13 protein-coding genes are annotated in these 19,470 nt (G+C 67.3%); 10 read left to right on the forward strand and 3 right to left on the reverse strand.

Going from position 1 to position 19,470, the window contains the following annotated elements; all coding sequences use genetic code 11:
- Positions 1-22: 22 nt before the first annotated feature.
- Together Q368_RS0104730 and Q368_RS0104735 are read left to right on the forward strand one after the other, a co-directional pair.
- A complete protein-coding gene (locus tag Q368_RS0104730; protein ID WP_029457720.1) occupies positions 23-1,690 on the forward strand; it encodes a radical SAM protein in 1,668 nt (555 codons plus the stop codon).
- 22 nt (positions 1,691-1,712) lie between these two features.
- A complete protein-coding gene (locus Q368_RS0104735; RefSeq protein ID WP_029457721.1) occupies positions 1,713-2,327 on the forward strand; it encodes a LysE family translocator in 615 nt (204 codons plus the stop codon).
- Positions 2,328-2,523: 196 nt separating this feature from the next.
- Here the strand turns inward: Q368_RS0104735 and Q368_RS0104740 are convergent, their stop codons facing one another.
- Together Q368_RS0104740 and Q368_RS0104745 are read right to left on the reverse strand one after the other, a co-directional pair.
- On the reverse strand, positions 2,524-3,930 hold the full coding sequence (locus tag Q368_RS0104740) for a sigma-54-dependent transcriptional regulator (protein ID WP_029457723.1): 1,407 nt from the start codon (positions 3,928-3,930) through the stop codon (positions 2,524-2,526).
- A complete protein-coding gene (locus Q368_RS0104745) occupies positions 3,927-6,392 on the reverse strand; it encodes a c-type heme family protein (protein ID WP_029457725.1) in 2,466 nt (821 codons plus the stop codon). Before Q368_RS0104745 ends, Q368_RS0104740 begins: the two co-directional genes overlap by 4 nt.
- Before the next feature lie 419 nt (positions 6,393-6,811).
- Here Q368_RS0104745 and Q368_RS0104750 point away from each other — a divergent pair, with 419 nt between their 5' ends.
- Positions 6,812-8,251 carry a putative sulfate exporter family transporter gene (locus Q368_RS0104750; protein WP_029457727.1) on the forward strand — a complete coding sequence of 480 codons (1,440 nt, stop codon included), beginning with the start codon at positions 6,812-6,814 and terminating at the stop codon, positions 8,249-8,251.
- Positions 8,252-8,286: 35 nt separating this feature from the next.
- Positions 8,287-8,460, forward strand: coding sequence for a hypothetical protein (locus Q368_RS26585; protein WP_169740589.1), 174 nt, complete (start codon positions 8,287-8,289; stop codon positions 8,458-8,460).
- A gap of 174 nt (positions 8,461-8,634) precedes the next feature.
- On the opposite strand, the gene Q368_RS0104760 is transcribed toward Q368_RS26585, so the two are convergent.
- Positions 8,635-10,611, reverse strand: a complete 1,977-nt coding sequence (locus tag Q368_RS0104760; protein WP_029457729.1) for a hypothetical protein — start codon at positions 10,609-10,611, stop codon at positions 8,635-8,637.
- A 213-nt stretch (positions 10,612-10,824) separates the two neighbouring features.
- Between Q368_RS0104760 and Q368_RS0104765 the strand changes: the two genes are divergently transcribed.
- From Q368_RS0104765 to Q368_RS0104790, 6 genes are all read left to right on the forward strand, one after another.
- Positions 10,825-14,349: an FAD-binding and (Fe-S)-binding domain-containing protein gene (locus tag Q368_RS0104765; protein ID WP_029457731.1), complete on the forward strand. Its 3,525-nt coding sequence runs from the start codon at positions 10,825-10,827 to the stop codon at positions 14,347-14,349.
- 213 nt (positions 14,350-14,562) lie between these two features.
- A complete protein-coding gene (locus tag Q368_RS0104770; protein WP_029457732.1) occupies positions 14,563-15,783 on the forward strand; it encodes a S8 family peptidase in 1,221 nt (406 codons plus the stop codon).
- 160 nt (positions 15,784-15,943) lie between these two features.
- Positions 15,944-16,828, forward strand: a complete 885-nt coding sequence (locus tag Q368_RS0104775; RefSeq protein WP_029457734.1) for an SGNH/GDSL hydrolase family protein — start codon at positions 15,944-15,946, stop codon at positions 16,826-16,828.
- Positions 16,829-16,968: 140 nt separating this feature from the next.
- Complete coding sequence (ruvX, locus tag Q368_RS0104780) at positions 16,969-17,421, forward strand: Holliday junction resolvase RuvX (protein ID WP_029457736.1); 453 nt, start codon at positions 16,969-16,971, stop codon at positions 17,419-17,421.
- On the forward strand, positions 17,382-18,401 hold the full coding sequence (mltG, locus tag Q368_RS0104785; protein WP_029457738.1) for an endolytic transglycosylase MltG: 1,020 nt from the start codon (positions 17,382-17,384) through the stop codon (positions 18,399-18,401). The genes ruvX and mltG overlap by 40 nt, the downstream gene beginning before the upstream one ends.
- 140 nt (positions 18,402-18,541) lie before the next feature.
- A complete protein-coding gene (locus Q368_RS0104790; RefSeq protein ID WP_029457740.1) occupies positions 18,542-19,414 on the forward strand; it encodes a hypothetical protein in 873 nt (290 codons plus the stop codon).
- The last annotated feature ends 56 nt before the right edge of the window (positions 19,415-19,470 follow it).

Here is a 19,470-nt window from a genome sequence, read left to right on the forward strand (position 1 = left end):
CCCCCGGCGGTTGGAAGGCTTCTTGAGCGAAAAAACGCGGGCCAAGGTGTATTTCGGGCTGGACAGGCCCGAGACGCGGGACTTCGGGGGACGGCTCCCCATAGCCCTGGCCGTCCCCGGCGACGCCGCCCTGGCCCTCTCGGCGCTCGGCTGGCAGGCCGCCTGGCGGCTGCTCGCCGAAAACCCCGCCCTGGCCGTGGAACGCGTGTTCTGCCGCCCGGGCCGGCCACCCGTGGCCGAGGATTCGGGCCTCCCCCTGGCCCGCTTCCCGGTGGTCGCCTTTTCGCTGTGCTACGAAGAAGACTACCTGCCCGTGGCCGCCGCACTGGCCGCGGCGGAAATCCCCCTCACGTCCGAGGCGCGGCCCGACTTTCCCATCGTCATGGGAGGCGGGCCGCTCTCTTTTATCAACCCTGCGCCCATCCTGCCGGTGCTCGACCTGCTTTTCGTCGGCGAGGCCGAGGCCGGGCTCGCCGCCGTCATGGACCGGCTGCGCCGTGAGGCCCTGGCCGGCGCGGACAAGGCCGCCTGCCTCGCCGCCGTGGCCGACATGCCGGGCGTGCTCGTGCCCGGGCGTACGAAAACCCCGGTCGCTCGCGTCGTGGCGCACTGCGCGGACGCGCCGGGACTGCTCGCCGACCCCGTCCATTCCTGCTTCGTCTCCGGCCACGCCGCCTTCCGCGACATGTTCCTCGTCGAGGTCAACCGGGGCTGTCCCTACGGCTGCCGCTTCTGCGCCGCGGGCTACGTCTACCGCCCTCCCAGGCAGGCGCGCCTTCGTGATTTGCAGGCGCTTGTCGAGGACGTCTCCCCGCGCAAGGTCGGGCTCGTGGGCACGGCGCTCACGGACTGGCCCGACCTGCTGCCCTTTTTGCATTGGCTGAGAAAGCGCGGCACGAAATTCTCCCTGTCCTCCATCCGCGCCGACGGCGTGACCCCGGAGCTGCTCGCCGTCCTGCGCGAGGCCGGCCTGCGCACCCTCACGCTCGCCCTCGAAGCCCCGAGCGAACGCCTGCGCCGCGCCGCCAACAAGCATCTGTCCGTGGAGGCTCTGTTGCGCGCCGTCTCCCTGGCCGGCAAACACGGCGTGAACCACCTCAAATTCTACCTGATCGTCGGCTGGCCCGGGGAAACCGAAGAGGATTTCACATCCCTTGCGCCGCTGCTGCGCGAAGTCGCCGCGTCCGCCTCCATCGGTGTGGGCAAGCGCGGTGTGGCCCACGCCACGCTTTCGGTCAATCCCCTCGTCCCCAAACCCTTTACGCCCATGCAATGGGCGCCCATGGCCTCCGAAGCGGCCATCGAAGCGGCCTACGCCTCTGTGCGCGCCGCGGCCAAGCCGCTCAAGGGCTTCAAGGTGGAAGTGGAAAACGCCTCCGCCGCGCGCATGCAAGGCCTCCTCGCGCGCGGCGACGCCGCTCTTTTCCCGCTCATCGAACAGGCCGTCGCCGCCGGGAGCTTCCGCCGCGCGCTCAAATCCTGGGACGGCGACATCGCCGCCTACCTCGACCGCGAACGCCCCCGTGACGAGGCCTTCCCCTGGGACGTCGTCGATATTGGCGTCTCGCGCGACTTTCTCTGGCGCGAATGGGAGCGCTACCGCGACGGCGTGCCCACGGCCAAATGCCCGCCTGCCGGTTGCGGCGATTGCCGGCGCTGCGGGATTTACGCCTTCCCGGGGAAAGGATAATCCGGCGGCAAAGGAGTCCGCCATGACGCTTCCCCTCTACCTCGCCTTCGTCGCGGCAGCGTCCCTGCTGCTCGTTTTCCCCGGCCCCACCGTGCTCATGGTCATCGGCTACGGCCTCGCCGAAGGCCGCAAATCGGTCTGGTCCCTCGTGGCCGGCGTGTGCCTGGGCGATGCCGTGGCCTGCGCCGGCTCCCTGGCCGGACTTGGTGCGGTGCTCTCCGCCTCGGCCGCCGCCTTCACCATGGTCAAGGCCGTGGGCGCGCTCTACCTCGTCTGGCTCGGCATCGGCATGCTGCGCGCCGGTGACGCCTCGGCCGTCGCCCCGGCCTCGTGCCCGGCCGGACGCAAATTCGTCCACGCCTTTACCGTGACGCTGCTCAATCCCAAGACCATCCTCTTTTTCGTCGCCTTCCTGCCCCAGTTCGTCAGCCCCTCGGCCCCGGCCCTGCCGCAACTCCTTCTTCTCGGTGCGACCTTTGTCATCCTCGGTGCGTGCAACACCGCCGCCTACGCGACCCTCTCCGGCAGCGTCGGCGGCCGTATCCGCGACCCGCGCTTCGTGGGCCGCCTGCGCCGCGTGGGCGGCGGCGCGCTCATCGGCGCGGGGGTCATGACGGCGGTCGCGACGAGGCGGTAGCGGGGGCGTTGAGGGGAGAGTGGGAGCGGAGAGGGGGAGAGAACGAAGGGGAAGCTGCCTCCAGCGGCCGGGAGGGGATCATCCCCTCCCGGACCTCCCGGGCGGGGGGAAGTGGCAAGCGGGTAGGAGGGCGGTCTGTGGGCGAAGCGCCGCATACTAAGAGACTTCCTTTAAGGGCTTCTTTCTCCTCTCTCCCTCACCGGTACCCCTCAGCCGCGATGCCCAATCGCCGCAGGATCTTCTGGAGCGACACCCGTTCCAGCCCGGACAGCCGGGCGGCTTCGGAGACGTTGCCGCGCGTCTGGCCGAGCAGGCGTTCGACGTAGCGGCGGGTGAAGGCGTCGACGACGCGGGCTTTGGCTTCGAGGTAGGGCGCGGCCATGCCGGCTTCGTCGTCGCCGTCGATGGGGTCGGACTGGTCGGGGTCGGCGGTGGCCACGGCCTTGGGGCCGATGACGTCGCCGCGGCAGAAGACGGTGAGGCGGCGCACGAAGTTGAAGAGTTCGCGCACGTTGCCGGGCCAGTCCCGACCGGCGAGGGCGGCGAGGGCTTCGGCGGAGAATTCCTTTTCGCCGATGCCTGTTTCGCGGCAGGCGCGCGAGAGGAAGGCCGTGGCGAGCAACGGGATGTCTTCGCGGCGTTCGCGAAGGGGCGGCATGCGCACGGTGAGCACGTTAAGGCGGTAGTAGAGGTCTTCGCGGAAGGATTTGTCGGCGATCTTGGCTTCGAGGTCCTGGTTGGTGGAGGCGAGGATGCGCACGTCGATGGGCGTGGATTTGCTCGAGCCCACGGGGCGGACTTCGCGTTCCTGGAGCACGCGCAGGAGTTTGGTCTGCACGCTCATGGGGATGTCGCCGATTTCGTCGAGCACGATGACGCCGCCGTTGGCGGACTGGAACAGGCCGCGCCGGTCGCGTTCGGCTCCGGTGAAGGCCCCGCGCACGTGGCCGAAGAGTTCGCTTTCGAGCAACTGGTCCGGGATGGCCGGGCAGTTGACGGAAAGAAACGGGCCGGCGGCACGCCGCGACAGGCTGTGTATGGCCCGGGCGGCGAGTTCCTTGCCCGTGCCGGATTCGCCGCGAATGAGCACGGTGTAGTCCGAGCCGGCCACGGCGGCGATGGCTTCCTTGACCTGCGCCATGGCCGGGGATTCGCCGAGGAGCCCGACGCTTGCGCCGCAGGCTTCGACCGCGGCGCGAAGACGCTGGTTTTCGCGAAGCAGCTCCGCCCGTTCCAGGCCCTTGGCGATGACCCGGGCCAGATGCTCGGAGTCCACGGGTTTGGTGAGGAAATCGTAGGCTCCGGCCTTGAGTGCGGCCACGGCCGTGTCGATGTCGCCGTGGGCCGTGAGGAGCACCACGCCCAGGCGCGGTTCCAGGGCGAGCGCCCGGGGCAGCAACTCCAGGCCTGAAATCCCGGGCATGCGCAGGTCCGTGACGAGCACGGCGCAGGGGCGCGCGGCGAGGTCTTCCAGGGCTGCCTCGCCGGAACAGACGTGGTCGAGCCGGGCTTCGGGGATTTTGGGCGCGAGCAGCCGGGTGAGCCCGCGGGCGAAGTCCGGCTGGTCGTCGACGATGAGCACGCGCGGCGCGGTTTCATTCATGGGATTTCCTCCTGGCAGTCGCGGCCGCAGGCCGGCAGGGTGACGGTGAAGACCGCGCCGCCGGCATTTTCCACTTCGATCCGGCCGCCCATGTCGCGCAGCAGCCCGTAGACCACGGCCAGCCCCAGTCCCGAGCCGCGGCCGGCCTCCTTGGTGGTGAAGAAGGGGTCGAAGATGCGCGAGAGGTCTTCGGGCGCGATGCCCGGCCCGTTGTCGGACACGCGGATGCGCACCGCGTCTTCGTCCGGGGCCTTGTCGGCCTTCATGACGATCTCGCCGTTTCCGGCCGCGACGGCGTCCAGGGCATTGAGGAGCAGGTTGGAGAGCACCTGTTCCAGTCCCGAGGCGTCGGCCTTGGCCAGGGGCAGGGACGGGGCGGTGCGCGTGACGAGGCGGACCTTGCGCGCCTGGGCCTGGACCTCGAAGATGCGGGAGAGGCTCGCGAGCAGGGTCGCGACGTCGCAGGGGCCGGGCGTGGCCGGTCGCGGCCGGGCGAAGTCGAGGAGGTCGCGCAGCACCTTTTTGGCCATGACGGCGTGGCGCTCGATGACGGCGAGGTCGTCCAGGGCCTGCGGGTCGGCGATGTTGCTGCGCAGCAGTTCCGCGTAGCAGCTGATGACGCCGAGGGGGTTGTTGATTTCGTGGGCGAGCCCCGCGGCGAGCTTGCCCACGGCCACGAGCTTTTCGGTCTGGCGCATCTGTTCGCGCATGCGCCTCTCGGCGGTGTTCTCGCGGGCGTAGACCACCATGCGGCCGGTGGTGCCGGTGGAGGCGTCCAGCGGGTAGCGGGTGACGGCGAAGGAGCGGCCGTCGGGGAGGGTGACCGTGGAGACGGAGCCCTTGCCCTGTAAGCGGGCTGGCGCGTCCGCCGCCGTCGGGATCGGCGGGCCGAAGATCTCCGGCGGCAGGGGCGGCGCTTGCCGCGTGCCGGCCGGCGGCGCGGGACAGTGGCGGCGGACCAGATCCTTTTGCAGCGCCTGGGCCAGTTCCCGGGCGGGTTCGTTGGCCAGGATGACGCCGAAATTGGCGTCGAGCAGGGCCAGGGGGTCGGAAATGCCCTCGAAGATGGAGGCGAGCAGGGCGTTTTGTCCGAGCAGGGAGTTGATCGCGTCGAGGTTTTCGAGCGCGATGCCGAGCTGCTGGCCGATGGCCCGGTAGAGGTCGGCCGCCTCGGGGTCGGGGCCGGGGCCTTCCGGCGGAAAATACAGGCGCAGCAGGCCACGGCTGACGTCGGTGGTGCGTACGGGAATGAGCGCCGCGTCGGCGTCCAGGCGTAGTTCGTTGCCGGCCACGAGCTTGCGCCATTCCGCCGGGGGCGGGGGCGCGGTCGTGCCGGGCGGCCAGGACACGGAGCCGCCTCCGGAAAATTCGCATTCGTAGGCTGCCGTGCGCGCGCCGAAGCGGTCGGCGATGCGGGCCAGGGCACCGGAGAGCAGCTCGGCCCGCGTCTGGGACATGTTGAGGATGCTTAAGAGTTCGACGAAAAGGGCCACGTCCGAGCGGCGCTCGTCGGCCTCGTGGGCGAGGTCCAGGGTGCGGTCCGCGACTTTGCGCTCGAGGTTTTGCGCATGGTCCTCGATCTTGCCGCGGGCTTCCTTGAGGCGGGCGGCAAAGGCCTCGATGCCGGCGTAGATTTCGTCGATCTCGCCTTCGCCCTGGGGTTCCCGGGGCTCCTCGCCGACTTCCTTGGGGAAGTAGCGCCGCATCACTTCCGTGACCCGGCGCAGGTTGACGACAACCAGCCGGTCGAAAAAAACTTGCATGGTCAGGTAGAAAACGCCGAGTCCCAGGGCGAACAGGCCCATGAAGCTGATGGTCGCGCCCTTGATCTGCCCGAGCGCCCCGGCCACGGGCATGGTCACGGCGTCCACGCCCACGAGTTCGCCGTCGTGTCGCCAGAAGCCGCGCTTGTCACCGTAGCGGGCGAGGAGTTCCCGGGGGGCGGCGGCCGGGTCGCCGTGGCAGTGCAGGCACGAGGCGTCCAGGCGCACCGGCCGCGCCGCCACGTACACTTCCTCGCCGTCGCGCTCGGTGATCTCTTCGATGCGTGAAAGCTCCGGTTCCCGCTGGAAACGCTCCATGAGCTCGCGCTCGAAGGCGTCGGCCTCGTAATCGGGGTTGCGCGAGCCGATGGCCACCCGCCGGTACTTGTACTGGTCACCCTGGATGTTGAAGTCGCTCATCACCCGCCGTGTGACGAAGGAGGTGGACATGGCTTCGAGCAGAAAGTCGTCCGCCGGCAGCAGGTGGTACATGGACGGGCGCAAGACCTGGCGCACGTAGGCCTGCACGGCCTCGGCCTGGGACAGGACCAGGGAGGCCTTGTGCTCGGTGTCGGTGACGAGCTGGTTGCGCAGGTTCATGGAGATGATGACGGCGAAGAAGACGCCGAGCAGCGCCATGATGACCGAAAGGCCCACCACGAAGCGATGTTTGATGGTGCTGGGGTGCTGTCTGGCCATGGCCCCTCCCCTTACCTTCTTTTTGGTGCGGAAGCGTGGAAAACGCAATGCGAACGCCGGGATGCGAGGTGCTAACTCGAGTTTGCACCTCTGGTCGAGCCTGAAAAAAACATCTTGTTATCCCGGCATGTTGCTCTCTCTCGTAAAAGTGGTCCCGGACTTGCTTAAAGGGGCAGCGGGGACACGGGTCCCTGCGGCGGCGTCGGTTTCGGGGAGGGAATTCCCGGGCGAAGCGCCGGCCGGACTGACAAGGGAGGACGGAGCGAACGCGGGCCGCCGCCGTGGCGCGGCCTTGCGGGAGCGATCGGCGCGGCATGGCGGCCGTCCCGACGGGCCTTGGGAGAGCGCCTGCGGGAAGGGCGCGCGGTGCGGGCGGTCGCGGCACGGCTGCGTCATCGTCAACGCAAAAGGAGGGAGTCATGGCGGAAAAAAAATGGCTTACGGAAGACAAGCTGGCCCTTATCCTGGGGCTTGTCCTTTTCGGCTTGTCGCTATTCAACTTCGGCGGCGTGGATCCGCTCGGCTGGGCCGTCAAGTCGAACGTCTGGATCGAGCCGGGCCAGATGTTCTCGGCGGCCACGGGCGCCTATAAGGGCATGTCCGGGGTGCTTTCGCTCATCCTGACCTGGATTTTCGTCACCGTGATCCTGGCGTTCGGCATCAAGGCCCTGGGCGGCGATCCGAAACGTTTCATGGTGAGTTTTTCGCTGGTGTTCTTCATCGGCTTTTTCTGCTTCGCCCTGGGCCACTACGCGACCATCGCGGCCACGCCCAACCAGCTCGCGAAGTACAACCTCAAGTGGGCCATGGGCCTGACCGGCGAGGCGGGATTCATCATCGCGCTTTTGGTCGGCATCTTCATCGGCAACTTCATGCCGGGGCTGGCCGAAAAGCTGAAGCCCGCGCTGAAGCCCGAGATGTTCGTCAAGATCGCCATCGTCATCCTCGGCGCGGAACTCGGCGTCAAGTCCGTGGACGCCCTGGGCCTGGCTTCCTCGGTCATCTTCCGGGGCCTTTGCGCCATCGTCGAAGCGTACCTGATCTACTGGGCTCTGGTTTATTACATCTCCCGGAAATACTTCAAGTTCAGCCGTGAATGGGCGGCTCCGCTCGCTTCCGGCATTTCCATCTGCGGCGTTTCCGCCGCCATCGCCACCGGTGGCGCGATCCGCGCCCGGCCCATCGTCCCGATCATGGTTTCCTCCCTGGTCGTCGTGTTCACCTGCGTGGAAATGCTGATCCTGCCCTTCGTCGCCCAGCACTGGATGTACGGCGAGCCCATGGTGGCCGGCGCGTGGATGGGGCTGGCCGTCAAGTCCGACGGCGGCGCCATCGCCTCCGGCGTCATCACCGACGCGCTGATCCGCGCCCAGGCCCTGGCCGCGGACGGCATCAAGTACCAGGAAGGCTGGGTGACCATGGCGGCCACCACGATCAAGATCTTCATCGACGTCTTCATCGGCGTGTGGGCCTTCATCCTGGCCGCCATCTGGTGTACGATGATCGAGTGCAAGCCCGGCGAGCGCATGAAGTTCGGCGCGATCCTCGACCGCTTCCCGCGCTTCGTGCTCGGCTACGTCATCACCTTCATCATCATGCTGGTCCTTTGCGCCAAGGGCGGCGATATGCTGAAGTTCGGCAAGACCGCCATCGGCGACACCGGCCCCTTCCGGGCCATCTTCTTCGTGCTGACGTTTTTCACCATCGGCGTGGTGTCCAACTTCAAGAAGCTGTGGGATGAGGGCATCGGCCGTCTGGCCCTGGTCTATATCGTGAGCCTTTTCGGCTTCATCATCTGGATCGGGCTGTTCATCTCCTGGCTGTTCTTCCATGGCGTCAAGCCGCCCCTGGCTTCCTAGCACAGCCGGGTCAAACCATACGCAAGGAGGCCTGCATGGAACCTGAAAAGAAAGACGCGACGTTTTCCGAAGAGCTCTCGAAAATGGAATGGGAACCGCTCATGCCCATCGAGAAGAAGCTCATCGCCTGGAGCCTCGGCCTGGGCACGGCGCTGCTGTTCATCCTTTACTACGTCAGCGGCGTGTTCTTCCCCGGCGCGCACGGCTAGGCGCAACGACCACGCGAATAACGAACGGGCGGTCCGAAAGGACCGCCCGTTTTGCGTGTCTGGCCGGTGAAATAATCCTGTCTTCCAAATTCCTTCGTTCCCCCGTCCAGGGGGCCCGGGGGGATGATCCCCCCGGCCGCCGGCGGCATCTTCTCTCCCTCTTGCCGTACCCCGCTACGGCCGTACGGCGTTGCGGCCTGCCGTATAGACCAGCGCCTCGCCCCAGGGCGCGCGCGTGCGCAGGGCCGGCTTTTGTCCGGCCAGGCAAGTCTCCGCCTGTTCGTTTTCCATGACGACGGTGACGTCGAAGCGCGTGACGGCCTCGCGAAGCATCTGGCAGTCACGGATGTCGTATGCCTCGTCGCCAAGCGCCGCCACGGGCGCGTCCGGGCCGGCCACGACCCAGTCCTGGGCGCGGGCGTAGAAGAGGATCGGGTAGATCACGCTGTCCTTGCCGGTCACGAGCAGACCCTTGCCGCCGGGATAGATGCCGCCCGCGAGATAATCGAGCAGGAGCGGGGCGTTGAAAAAGGCGGCGTAGGCGTCGCGCCGCGTGCCCGGCCGGTCCAGGATCGACGGCGCAAAGGGCGGGTCGGCCTCGGGCAGGTATCTGGCGTCCAGGAGCGGCCGGTCCTGGTTGGCAAGGACGGCTGCCGCAAGCGTCGCGGCGGCGACGGCGAGAATCGGCAGGCGAAGCGGTCGCCGATCGTGCCAGACGCGCCGCGCCGCGACGAGGCAGGGTGCGCTCGCGGCGAAAAAAAGCGTGAAAAACCGGTTGTTGTAGCTGAACCAGGTGATCTTGTAGGCCACCAGCAGCGCGAATGCGGCAAGGGACGCGGCCGTGAGGCGGCACAGCAGGTCGTCCCGGCGAAAAAGCCCCGCCGCGACGCAGGGGACCACGAGCAGGCCCCCGAGCAGGCCGAACCAGGCCGCGTCCTCGCGCAGGGCGTTGCCCGGGGCGTAGGCGGGGTGAAAATCCATGGATGCGCCCGGTCCCTTGCCCGGGCCGAAGAGTGCGCCGTGCAGGTCGCGGCGCGCCGTGAACCAGGCGCGCCCGGGGATGTCCAGCACGTCCAGGGCGTAGCGCGTGAGGTTCGCCGCCGCGCCGCGCAGGCCGTCGGCGTTTTCGTGCAGGGCCACGGCCGCGCGCGGACCGAAGGGGTCGCCAAAGCGCGTGAGGTTCACCCACTGGCTGAACAGGCACAGGCAAAGCATGGCCGCAAGCAGCAGCGACGCCCCGGCGAACCTCGGCCGCGACGCCGCCCAGGCACGGGCCAGCGCGGCGCGCAGTTCCCTGCGCCGGACCCAAAGGACGAGCGCGACGCAGGGACCGCCGAAGAGCGCGAAATGGCTTTTGGTGGAGATGCCGTAAAAGGCGAAGACGAGCAGCAGGGCAAGCCGGCCGAGGGCGGGGCGATCGAGCAACCCTCCCGCGGCCACGAGGCAGGCCACGGCCATGGCCGCCGCGCCGATGTCGTTTTTGGTGGAGACGGCCTCCAGAGGCAAAAGCGTGAGCGAAGCGACGACAAGGGCCGTGCGCAGGGCGAAGGCCGTGTCCCCGCGTCGCCTGGCCAGGGCGAACGTGCCCGAGAGGGTGGCGAGATAGGCCGTTAGCGAGAAGGCGGCGATGGCCCGGTCCGTGCCGTAGCGCAGGAAAAACCAGTGGAGCAGGTCGAATCCCGGGCTGAAGGACAGCTGGCGAAACGTCGCGTAGTGCGCGGGGGCCAGCGTGTTCTCGCGCATCATGACCAGCACCCGCGCCAGATTGTAAGTCATGGAGTCCCAGTTGGTCGGCGGCGCGACCCAGACCGTGACGCCGAGGCCGGCGATGGCCGCGCCGAGAAGCCAGGCGACGGGCAAGGACGCGGCCAGGCGCAGGGCTCGCCACAGTTCCGGCAGGAAGCGGCGTTCGCCCCGGGTAAGCCCGGCCGAGCACAGGCCGCAGACGGCCGCGTCGAGCAGCCAGGGGAAGCGGGCGAGGCGCAGGGCGAAAAGGAGTTGTATCGCGATGCCGAGGCTGGCGAGCGTCAGCGCCAGGGCGCGGCACAAGGCCTCGCCAAAGGGGATGGCCGTCGGTTGCAGGCGGTATAACACCGCGACGCAACAGGCGAGTTCGCCGAGCAACAGCAGGGAAAGCAGTCCGTCGGGCATGGACCTCCGGGACGTTGTCGGCCCAAAAAAGCCGTCCGCGTCATGGAACATACAGGAAAATGCCGCCGGAAAAAGCCTTGCCGCCGCATGCCGCATGGGGCATTGCAGGCGCAGGAGCCGGCGCCTACGCGCCTTGGCCAAGCCTTGCCAAACGCCGGCTTCGGCATTATCTGACTCCCTCCCTCATTTCAACCCTCGCCGGAAGCGCCCAATATGTCGGAGCGAACGCCTCATATATCCCTGCCCCTCGAACGCCTTGTGCCGCGGGTCCTCGACATCAGCCCCGAGGAACTCGATTCCTGGCCCGAGGACGCGCGAAACCTCGCCGTGGCCGTGGCCGCCGAACTTTTTCTCGTGCGCGCCAATCCCTTCATCAAGCCCGACGACGTCAAGGCCTCGGTGGAAAAACGCCTCGCCGAAGCCAACCCCAAGGCCTGGGGCGACTATCCCCGCACCATTCGCAGGGCCTACAAGGCCTTTTGGGACGTGTTCGAGGCGGACAAGCGCTTTCGCGACAATCTGGTCGAACGCCTGCGCCAGTTCCTGCCGGCAGAGGATGTGGTCACCGCGGCGCACTCCCTGGTCGAGTGTTCCACGGACGCCACGGACCTGCGCATGGAGATCCCGCTGTGCATGCTCCTGCCCGAGTCGGCCGAGCATATCCGCCATATTCTGCGCCTGGCCAACGAGCTGGAATTCGCCGTCATCCCGCGCGGCGGCGGTTCGGGCCTGACCGGCGGCGCCGTGCCGGCGCACCGCCGCTCGGTGATCCTGAGCCTTTCGAAATTCAAGAAGATCATTTCCGTCGACACGGAAGCCAGGACGCTTTGCGCCCAGACCGGCGTCATCACCATGAAGGCCATCAAGGCCGCCGAGGCCAAGGGCCTGCTCTTCACCGTGGACCCGGCCTCCAAGGCCGCGTCGTCGCTTGGCGGCAATATCGCCGAGAACGCCGGCGGACCCTTCGCCTTTGAATACGGCACCACGCTCGACAACATCATCAGTTACAAGATGGTCGAGGCCACGGGCGAGATCATCGAGGTGCGCCGGGTGGACCACCCGCGCCACAAGATCCGTCCCGACGAGACGGCCGTGTTCGAGGTGCTCGACGGCGAGGGCGCGGTGCGCGACGTCATAAGCCTGCCCGGCGACCAGATCCGGGCGAAGGACCTGGGCAAGGACGTCTCCAACAAGTACCTCGGCGGCCTGCCCGGCGTGCAGAAGGAAGGCGTGGACGGCATCATCACCGAGGCCTGCTTCGCGCTTTATCCGATCCCCAAGTATTCGCGCACGCTGTGCCTGGAATTTTTCGGCCGCTCCATGAAGAACGCCATGTGCGTCATCCGCGACGTGGTGGGCCTGCGCAACCGCATCCGCGAAGAAGGCGACGCGGTCAAGATTTCCGCGCTGGAGGAGTTCAACTCCAAGTACGTACGGGCCATCAACTACGTGAAGAAGTCCTCGCTCTACGAGGGCGACCCCATTTCCGTGCTGCTGCTCCAGCTCGACTCCGACGACGAGGACGCGCTCATGCGCGCCGCGGCCGACATCGTGGACATCGTCGATCCCTACGACAATGTGGACGTGTTCGAGGCCAAGGACGCCAAGACCGCGGAACTGTACTGGGAGGACCGGCACAAGCTCTCGGCCATCTCCAGGCGCACCTCGGGCTTCAAGATCAACGAGGACGTGGTCATCCCGCTGTCCGTCGTGCCGGAGTTCGCCGAATTCCTGGAGGACTTGAACCTCCACTGCATCGCCCATGCCTACCGCACGGCCCTGCAAAACGCCGGCCGGCTGCCCGGCATCCCGGCTTCGGACGAATTCATCGCCATGGAGCTGGAATTTTGCGACCGCGTGCTGCGCGGGCGCATCACGGGCCGGGACCTGTCCGACTCGGAAGTGGAGATGCAGACCTACTACTTCTTCACGGACCTCGCCGCGCGCTATCCCCGGCTCAAGGACCGCCTCGCCGCCATCCACGCCGACCTTGCCGCCACGCGCATCGAGGTGGCGAGCCACATGCACGCGGGCGACGGCAACTGCCACGTGAACATCCCGGTCAATTCCAACGACCCCGAGATGATGCGGCAAGCCTGGGAGGCGGCGGAAAAGGTCTTCGAGAAGGTCACCCAGCTCGGCGGCGCGGTCTCGGGCGAACACGGCATTGGCATCACCAAGATCGCGTTCCTCGCCGAGGCCAAGATCGAGGCCCTGCGCGCCTACAAGAAACGCGTGGACCCCAAGGGCCTCATCAACCCGGGCAAGCTGACCACGCGCGAGTTGGCCGTCGAGCCCTACACCTTTTCGTTTAACCGCTTGATCCGCGACATCAAGAAGACGGCGTTACCCGACAAGGATACGCTGATTTCGATTCTAAGCGGCATCCAGTTCTGCAACCGCTGCGGCAAGTGCAAGCAGGTCTGCCCGATGTTCGCGCCGGAATACGGGATGCTCTATCATCCGCGTAACAAGAACATCGCCCTTGGCGCGATTATAGAGGCCATCTACTATTCCCAGATCGCGCATGGCGAGCCCGATCCGGCGCTGCTCGACAAGCTGCGCGGCATCATCGACCACTGCACGGCCTGCGGCAAGTGCACGGGCGTGTGTTCGGTGAAGATCGAGTCCGGCAAGGTGGCGCTGGGGCTGCGCAATTTCCTGGACCAGCAGGGCTGCGGCGGGCATCCCATCAAGCACAAGGTCCTGTCGTACCTGGTCGAGGACGTGTCCGACCGCGCGCCCAGGGCGGCCAAGCTCGCGGCCTACGGCCAGCAGTTCCACAACAAGGCCATGCCGCTTCTGCCGCGCTTCTGGCGCGACCGCATCGAGAACCCGGCCCTGCGCGGCCCCAACCCGTCCATCGGGCTGCGCAATCTCTCCGAGCGGCTGGACCTGGACAAGGGTTCCATCTTCATCCCCAAGGAGGGGCGCGAGGCCCCCGAGACGGTGCTCTATTTTCCGGGCTGCGGCGCGTCGCTTTTTTCGAGCGCCATCGGCATGGCGGCGGTGCATCTGCTGCTGCGGGCCGAGGTGGCGGTGCTCATCCCCCACCGGCATCTGTGCTGCGGTTATCCGCTGCTCGCCGCGGGCATGGGCGAGGAGTATCGCCGCAACCGCGAGCGCAACCGCGAGGCGCTGCGCGCGCTGCTCGAAGAGGCGGAGCAACTGGGGCTTTCGCCTTCCCACTGCCTGACGAGCTGCGGCACCTGCCGCGAGGCGCTGGAGGAACACGAACTCAAGACGTTGCGGCCGGACCTCGCGCACATGGATGTCACGCAGTTTCTGCTCGGCCGTCTGGATTTCCCGGCGTCGGGGGACACCACGCCGATCCTCTACCATGCCGCCTGCCACTGCGAGTGGGCCGACGTGCCGAAGAACAAGGCCACGGGTATGTACATGGCGGCCCTGCGCAAGGTCACGGGCCGGCCTGTGGAGCTTTCGCCCAACTGCTGCGGCGAGTCCGGCATGGGGGCGATGACCACGCCCGCCATCTACAACCGGATTCGCGAGCGCAAGCGCGTCACGCTGGCCGAGAACCTGGCCGACGCGCCGGAAACGATGCCGATCCTGGTCGGCTGCCCGTCGTGCAAGATGGGCATCAACCGCATCCTTGCGGAGCTGCGCGACAAGCATCCGGTGCTGCACACGCTCGAGTACCTGGCCGAGGCGCTGGACGGCCCCAAGTGGAAGAAACTGCTGAAAAAAAATGTCAAGGACGCCCGCGTGCGCGGCTAGGCGAACGCGGACATCGCTCCCGTTCGTCAGGCCTTTTCAGGAAGCCCCCTTCGTTGGAGGGGGCTTTTTTTTTTGCGCTGCGGCACGCGCCGCGTATCCTGGTGAGATTCCATGGTAAAATATAAATTAAAATATATTGATTCTTGCCATGCCGCCTGCGATATATCGCATTGTAGAAGAGTGTGGGAAACTGGTCAGTACAGGAGGTGGAACATGGGCATTTTGGAAAAAGTTCTCATAGTCCGCAACGTGGCCAAGAGAGATATGTCCGAACCCTTTGCGGTGGCGGCTGCGTCGCGGCATGCCGCAACGCGCTGGGGCGCGGGATTCGAGACAATGGCCGCTCCGGCTGCGGTTTCGGCTCCTCCGGAGTTGCGGCTGGACACGGCCACGCTGACGCCCAAGGAGATCCTGGATTCGAGTCGGGGACCGGATGTCGTGGGCATCGCCCCCCCCATGGCCACGATGCTCGTGCGGCCCGTGACGGAAAGCGCCCCCGGGCCGGTTTGGGGGCTCGACGCCGTCGGCGCGACGCGGTCGGCTTATACGGGCAAAGGCGCGGTGGTCGCGGTGCTCGATACGGGGATCGACAAAAGCCATCCGGCGTTTTCGGGCGTGGCCATCGAGGAAAAGGATTTCAGCGGCTGCGGCAACGGCGACGTCCAGGGCCACGGTACCCATTGCGCGGGGACCATTTTCGGCGGCTCGGCCAACGGCGTGCGCATCGGCATCGCGCCGGGCGTGAAAAAGGCCCTTGTCGGCAAGGTGTTCGACGACAGCGGCCCGGGTTCCACGGAGATGATCGTCGAAGGGGTGCTTTGGGCCCTGCAGCAAGGGGCGAACATCATTTCCATGTCCCTGGGCCTGGATTTCTCGGGCCAGGTCGCGCATTACGTCGCCGCGGGCATGCCCGTCGAGGCGGCGACCTCGAAAACCCTCGAAGCCTACCGGGCCAATGTGCAGCTGTTCGACAACCTGTTCGCCCTGGCGGTGGACAACGCGGTGTGGGACCAGGGCACGCTGTGCATCGCCGCAGCGGGCAACAGCAGCGACCGCCCCCGTTACGTCATCGGGGCCGGACTGCCGGCGGCCGCGAAGAACATCATCAGCGTCGGCGCCGTGGAGCAGGCCGAGGGGGGGAAATACGCGGTGACGTATTTCTCCAATACGTATCCCCAGATTGTGGCGCCGGGGGCGCAGGTGACCTCCGCCGTACCCGGCGGCGGGCTCGGCGCGAAAAGCGGGACCAGCATGGCCTGCCCCCATGTGGCCGGCGTGGCGGCGTTGTGGTGGGAAACCCTGGCGCAGGGCATGCCTTCCGCGCTGCGGGCCAGGATGGTGCAGGCCAAGCTCCTGGGCACGGCCCGCGGCAACGTGTTCGCGCCGGGCGACGATCCGGCCGATCTGGGCACGGGCCTTGTGACGGCGCCCTAGCGCGCGGCGTCCCGGAGCGCGGCAATGAAGCGGCGCGCCTTTCGCGGGCGCGGCACGCGCGGTGCGGCGGTGTTCCCCCTGGCGGGCGGTCGCGGTTCCCGATGCCAAACGGCACGCGCGTGCCCGGCATCGTGCCGGTGCACGGACAAGGAGAACGATCATGGCTGATTATGCGCAGTTACGGAAAGACTACGCCCATCTCGACAGCCTCACGCAAGCCCAGTTGCAATCCTTCAAGGCGGAAGCCACGGGCCTTGGCGTGCAAGCCGCCATCGCCGGCACCCGGACGGCGGCCTTGGGGTCGGGGCCGCGTCTGGTCGCCGAAGGGGATTCCTGGTTCGACTACATGCCCGGCACGGATTTGATCGATTGCCTGCGCTACTACCACGGCTACGACATCAAGAATTTCGCCCAGGCCGGGGACACCCTGGAGAACATGGTCTACGGCAGCAAGAACACCGGCAGTTTTGCGCCGCGCCCCTGCCAGTTCGAGCTCGTCGCCCAGGCCCTGGCCAAGTACAAGCCCAAAGTCTTCCTGTTCTCGGGCGGCGGCAACGACATCGCCGGGGACGAGTTCGCCGCCTACCTCAACCATACCGCCTCCGGGGACGCGTCCTTTCTCCGTCTGCCTGTCGTGGACTACATGTTCGCGTACTTCGAAAGGATTCTCGTGGCATTGATCGGGAAGGTCAAAGATGCGAGCCCTGGAACCCACATCGTCATGCACGGATACGGCTGCCCCGTCCCGACGGGCAAGGGGGTGGGCATCTTCGGGTTCTGCTTCGCCGGGCCATGGTTGCGCCCGGCTCTGGCGAGCAAGAGGATCGATGTGCAAAAATACGGTTGCGCCATCGTGAAGACGCTCATCGATCGTTACAATACGATGCTCGCGAAGCTCGACGCCGATTGCGCCAACTTCCACCATGCCGATGTGCGGGATCTGGTGAATCCCGATACGGACTGGGAAAACGAGCTGCACCTGACGAATAGCGCCTACGCCCGCGTGGCCTACCGGATCCACGAGATCATCGAGGCGTTGCCGTAGGCGGACTGCGCGCCAGGAGCGCTCTGCCGTCGCCTTGCAAGGGGAAGGGATGTCGCGTAGGTCTCCGTGACCCCTTGCAAGGCGCTGCGGCGTCGCAAGGACGGCAGCCGGCCGACCGGCGGCTGCTCCCGGAAAGCCCCATGCCGCGAATTCTCGCCATAGACTACGGACAGGCCCGCGTCGGGCTCGCCGCGACCGATCCCGGCGGGACCGTCGTCTTCGCCCTGCGCACCGTCGCCTGGGAAACCCGCGAAGCCTTGTTTCGCGAGCTGCTTGACGTTATCACCGAGGTGCGCCCCGCATGCATCGTCGTGGGCTACCCCGCGCGCGCCGGCGGCGACGAAGGCCTCACCGGCCGGCAGGTGCGCAACTTCATCGAACGGCTCAAACGGCGCACGGACATCCCCGTGGACTGCGCCGACGAGGCCCACTCCACGGAAGAAGCGGCCGAACGGCTGCGAGAGGCCGGACTTTCCGGCCGCGAACTGGCGGCCCGGCTCGACGCCGAAGCCGCCGCCGTCATACTGGAGCGCTACCTGCGCGGCGGAGCATTATGCTGCGATCCCTCCTCCTCGGCGTCTGCATCCTCCTGATCGGCCTCGCCGGCCTGATCGGCTACAAGGCTTACGAATTTCTCACCATCCCGCCGGCCAGGCCGGGTGAAACCAAGGTCGTCTTCATCGAGCCCGGCCAGTCCTTCGAAACCACCGCCAAGATGCTCGTGACCGAAGGCGCGCTGCGCGACGCCGACGGTTTCCGGCTGCTCGCGCGCGTCACCGGCAAAGGCGGCAAGGTAAAGGCCGGCGAATTCGAAGTCAGCACCGGCTGGACCCCGACCCAGCTCCTCGACTACCTGACCACCGCCAAAGGCGTGCAACACAAGCTCGCCGCGCCCGAAGGCCTCACCATGCGCCAGATCGCGCGGCTCGCCGAAGAGGCCGGCCTGTGCTCGGCCGGCGCGTTCCTGAAAGCCGCAAGCGACCCCAAGCTCCTGGCCAAATACGACATCCCGGCCCAAAGCGCCGAAGGATTCCTCTTCCCCAACACCTACCTCTTCACCCGCAAGCGCGGCGACGACGGGACCTACGTCGTCGAGGCCATGCTCAAGGAATTCTGGAAACAGGCCGAAGCCGTCTGGCCCGGCGACACCCATCCCAAGGGCAAGGACCTCCTCGCCGCCGTGACGCTGGCCTCCATCGTGGAAAAGGAAACCGGCGTCGATGCCGAACGCCCGCGCGTGGCCGGCGTGTTCGCCAACCGCCTCGCCAGGGGCATGCTGCTGCAAACCGATCCCACCATCATCTACGGCCTCGGCGAAAAATTTGACGGCAACCTCACCCGCGCCAACCTCGAAGACACCGCCAACCCCTACAACACCTACGTGCGCCCGGGCCTGCCCCCCGGCCCCATCTGCTCGCCGGGGCTCAAGTCCCTGCAAGCCGTGACCGCGCCCGAAGTCCATGATCTCTACTACTTCGTGGCCACGGGCGAAGGCGAACACAAGTTCAGCAAGACCCTCGACGAACATATCAACGCCGTGAACAAATACCAGCGCAAGCGCGGCAAGAAGTAGAGAGGGGAGAGACGGGAGAGTAGGGGAGAAGAATGCCTCCGGCGACCTGGAGGGGCCGAGGGCCCCTCCAGGACCACCCCGGTAGGGGGAGGGGCTGGTGCTATGTGGCCGTGTGCACAGGGCATGCGGGGAGGGACGCCATGGAAGGGATCGTTGCGGACATCATGGCCTGGATGGCCGACCGGGCCAACAACGCGCTGTGGCCGGGCTCCGGGCTGCCCGCCTTCGATGCGCCGCTGATCGGCTTCGCCGCGGGCGCGGACCCGCTCTTTGCGTTCCTGCGCGACGACATCGGCCCGGACTTCTACTGGACGCCCGAGGCCGCCTTCGCCGACGCGTTCCCGGACGCTTCCGCGCCGGCCGAGGAACTTTCCGTCATCGCCTGGGTGCTGCCGCAGACAGCGGCCACGCGCGAGGCGCACAGGCAGTGCCGCGAATTGCCGAGTCTGCCCTGGAGCCAGGCCAGGCACTGGGGCGAGAAGGTCAACGAGGCCCTGCGCCGCTTCGTCGTGGACCGGCTGGCCGCACAGGGTGTCGCCGCAACGGCCCCGGTCCTGTCGCCGCAATGGGGACGCGCGCTCTCGCCGCGCTACGGCTTCGCCTCGCGCTGGTCCGAGCGCCACACCGCCCACGCCTGCGGCCTGGGCACGTTCGGCCTTTCGGACGGGCTCATCACCCCGGCCGGCAAGGCCGTGCGCGTGGGCAGCGTGGTGGCGCGGGCGGCCTATCCCCCCACGCCGCGCCCCTACGCCCGCCACGACGCCTGGTGCCTGCGCGCCACGGGCGTCCCCTGCCGGGCCTGCATGAAACGCTGCCCCGTCGGGGCCATCAGCGAAGCCGGCCACGACAAGACCCGCTGCAAGGACTACATCCGGGGCGTCACCGCGCCCTACGTGGCCACCGGGCAGATGCCCGGCATCCCGGTCAACAGCTGCGGCCTGTGCCAGGTGGGCGTGCCCTGCGAACACCGCGACCCGACCGCCCGCAAACGCGAGAAGGCGGCGAGGGAGTAGGAGCGAGGGTGAGGAGAAACGGGGAGAGTGGTGGCGAGGGGGGAGAAACGGGGAGA

Origin of the sequence: Solidesulfovibrio alcoholivorans DSM 5433, assembly GCF_000702665.1 — a bacterium.
GTDB lineage: Bacteria > Desulfobacterota > Desulfovibrionia > Desulfovibrionales > Desulfovibrionaceae > Solidesulfovibrio > Solidesulfovibrio alcoholivorans.